Raw genomic sequence first — 3,747 nt, forward strand, 5'->3', positions numbered from 1 at the left:
CGCGCTTGGCCCGGGGGCCGGGGCGCCGGGGCCGTCGAGCTGCGCCAGCAGCCAGCCGCGCGGATCGGCCGGCGGCGTCTCGCCGAGACGGAGGCCGTAGCCGAAGCGGACCGGGGCGAGGTGGCTGGCCGTCATGGGCGGGAACGTAGCATCAGGCGCGGAGCCTATCGCGACCTTCGTGTGGCTGGCGTTACGAAGCATCTCGGCGGGCCGCCAGCCGATCGCGCAGGGGCGCCATGCGGCGGCCTCGCGCCCCGGCGCTTGCAAAAGGCGGCGGGAGAGGGCATCTCCGCGCCGCACACTAGCTGATTCGACACGGACGGGCGGGCACCTCGGGCGGAATGGCCCCTGGGGACGTCCGCTTTCGGCTTATCGGTCCGATTCCAGGAGGCCCATCGTGGCAGCGCGCACCCCGCTCGAGAAGATCCGCAACATCGGCATCACGGCGCATATCGACGCCGGCAAGACGACCACGACCGAGCGGATCCTCTACTACACCGGCAAGTCCCACAAGATCGGCGAGGTGCACGACGGCAACACCACGACCGACTACATGGAGCAGGAGCGCGAGCGGGGGATCACCATCACCTCCGCCGCCGTGACCGCCGTGTGGAAGGACCACCGGATCAACATCATCGACACGCCCGGCCACATCGACTTCAACATCGAGGTCAACCGGTCGCTGCGCGTGCTCGACGGCGCGATCTTCATCATCGAGGGCGTGGCCGGCGTGCAGCCGCAGTCCGAGACGAACTGGCGCCTGGCGGACCGCTACAACGTCCCGCGCATCATCTTCATCAACAAGCTCGACCGCACCGGCGCGGACTTCTACCGCGCGGCCGCGACGCTGACCGAGAAGCTCGGCATCAACTGGGTGACGCTGCAGCTGCCGATCGGCATCGAGGACACCTTCAAGGGCGTCGTCGACCTGATCGAGATGAAGGCGATCATCTGGAAGGGCGACGAGCTCGGCGCGCAGTACGAGGACGCGCCGATCCCGGACGACCTGAAGGACAAGGCCGCCGAGTACCGCGCCAAGCTGCTCGATGTCGTCGTCGGCGTCGATGAGGCGGCGATGGAGGAGTACTTCGACAAGGGCGACGTCTCGATCGAGACGCTGAAGCGCTGCATCAAGAAGGGCACGATCAGCGGCGAGTTCCGCCCGGTGCTCTGCGGCACGGCGTTCAAGAACAAGGGCGTGCAGCCGCTGCTCGACGCGGTGCTCGACTACCTGCCGAGCCCGGTCGACATCCCCGGCATCAAGGTGGCGCCCGAGGAGGGCCAGGACGAGACGGCCGAGCGCCGCGTCATCCCGGCCGACGAGAACGCGCCCTTCGCCGGCCTGGCGTTCAAGATCATCAACGACAAGTACGGCAACCTGACCTTCGTGCGCGTCTATCGCGGCGTGCTGCGCCAGGGCGACATGGTGCAGAACACCACCAAGGGCCACCGCGAGCGCATCGGCCGCATCTTCCAGATGCACGCCGACAAGCGGGAGGAGATCAAGGAGGTCTTCGCCGGCGACATCGCGGCCTTCGTCGGCCTGAAGGACACCGGCACGGGCGACACCCTGGCGGCGAACGAGGACCCGGTGGTGCTCGAGCGCATGGCCTTCCCGGTCCCGGTCATCGACATCTCGGTCGAGCCGAAGACCAAGGAAGGCATCGAGAAGATGACGCTCGGCCTGCAGAAGCTGGCCGGCGAGGATCCCTCGCTGCGCCTGCGCACCGACCAGGAGAGCGGCCAGACCATCCTCTCGGGCATGGGCGAGCTGCACCTCGAGATCATCATCGACCGCCTGAAGCGCGAATACGGCGTGGACGCGAACATCGGCGCGCCGCAGGTCGCCTATCGCGAGACGATCACCAAGCCGCACACCGAGACCTACACCCACAAGAAGCAGTCGGGCGGCTCGGGCCAGTACGCCGAGGTGAAGATCGTCTTCGAGCCGAAGGAGCGGAACGAGGGCATCGAGTTCGTCAACGCCGTGGTCGGCGGCGCGGTGCCGAAGGAATACATCCCGGCGGTCGAGAAGGGCATCAAGGTGCAGGCCGACACCGGCGTGCTCGCCGGCTTCCCGACGGTGGACTTCAAGTACTCCCTGGTGGACGGCAAGTACCATGACGTGGACTCGTCGGCGCTGGCCTTCGAGATCGCGGCCAAGGCCTGCTTCCGCGAAGGCATGAAGAAGGCCGGTCCGGTCATCCTCGAGCCGATCATGGACGTGGAGGTCACCACGCCGTCGGATCACGTGGGCGACGTGGTGGGCGACCTGAACCGCCGCCGCGGCGTCATCCAGAGCCAGGACATGGCGGGCACCAGCGTGATCGTGCGCGCGCATGTCCCGCTGAAGGAGATGTTCGGCTACATCTCGAACCTCCGCGGCATGACGAAGGGCCGCGCGAGCTTCTCGATGCAGTTCCACCACTACGATCCGGTGCCGCGCAACGTGGCGGACGAGATCATGAAGAAGAGCGCCTGACCCCTCCGGGATCGGCGTGAGCGCGCGGCGCGGAGGGAGACCTCCGCGCCGCTTCGCGTTTCAGAACACGCTGCGCAGGCCGAGGCGCAGCTCGAAGACATCGGTCGAGAAGACCTCGATGTTGCTGTCGCGGTGCAGCCAGGTGACGCCGAGGGCCGGGCTGAAGCCGCCGAGGGAGACGGACCGCAGCACGGCATCGGCGCGCAGCTCGATGTCGCGGTCGGTGCGGCGCATCTCGAAGAGCGGGTTCGGCGCGCGCGCCTGCTGCAGGCCGAGGCTGGCCGAGGCGGCGAGCTCGATCACGGGGAAGACATCGGTGGTGAGGAAGGCGATCGCGCGCCAGCCACGCAAATCGTTGAAGGCATCCTCCGCGGTCTGTGCTGTGGGGCCGGCGAGCAGCTGGAGCTGCGTGAGGCCGCCGAGGCTCACCCGCAGCCCTGGCAGCGCCTGGACGAGGTGGCCGTCGAGCGGCGTGTTCGGCTCGCTGTAGCCGAGGCGCGCGACCTGCAGCACGCCGGCGAGGGCGGCCGTCTCGGTGACCGCGCGCGAGGCCTCGAGCAGGACGGCCTGCTGCTGCAGCACGGTCCGGCCGCCGATGCTGCGCTCGGTCGGCACGACGCGCAGCGTGGCGTCCCAGGTCGCATCCGTGTAGCCGAGGCCGACCGAGCCGAGCAGCAGCCGGTCGTCGAAGCGGTCGTCGCGATACCAGCGCTGCTGCCAGAGCCCGCCGGCGAGAAGGCGCGTGGTGTCGGAGAGCGGCTGGCGGATCTCGGCGCCGAGCAGCGTCGCGAGGCCGAGGCCCGAGCGCGGCCGCGCGTCGGGCGGCAGCTGGAAGTCGAGGCCGAGGATGCTGACGCTGCGCGCGCTCGACGCCGCGGTGACGTTGGTGGTGGGGGCGAGGCCGAGGCCGAGCAGCGGGACGAAGCGGCGGCGCCGCTCGATGGCGTTCAGGAACAGGCGGATGTTGCGCCGGACCTCGACCGGCGCGTCGGCGTGGTAGACGCGGCGGAACTCGTGCGCGGCCTCCGCGTCGCGGTCGAGCCGCAGCAGGCAGGCCGCCAGTTCCAGGCGCACGCGGTGCAGCGCGGGATCGCGCGCCAGGATCGCCTCGAAGCCCGGGACGGCGAGGTCGCAGCGGTCGCGCTCGGCCTCCGCCATGGCGGCGAGGAAGGCGTCCTCGATTGCGGCCGGGTCGGGCCGCGCCTGCGCCACCGGCGCGGCGACGGCGAGCAGCAGCGCAAGCAGGCCGCGGCGCAGCCCTGCGC

At 69.9% G+C, this 3,747-nt stretch carries 2 protein-coding genes; one reads left to right on the forward strand and one right to left on the reverse strand.

What is annotated here, in order from left to right:
• Positions 1 to 397: 397 nt before the first annotated feature.
• Entirely contained in the window at positions 398 to 2,482 is a 2,085-nt protein-coding gene (fusA, locus tag L2I40_RS20315) for an elongation factor G (RefSeq protein WP_237216997.1), read from the forward strand.
• A gap of 60 nt (positions 2,483 to 2,542) precedes the next feature.
• Here the strand turns inward: fusA and L2I40_RS20320 are convergent.
• Positions 2,543 to 3,747 (reverse strand): tetratricopeptide repeat protein (locus tag L2I40_RS20320; protein ID WP_237216998.1); only part of this gene is annotated, 1,205 nt, incomplete at its 5' end.

Origin of the sequence: Falsiroseomonas oryziterrae, from assembly GCF_021864505.1 — a bacterium.
Classification (GTDB): domain Bacteria; phylum Pseudomonadota; class Alphaproteobacteria; order Acetobacterales; family Acetobacteraceae; genus Falsiroseomonas; species Falsiroseomonas oryziterrae.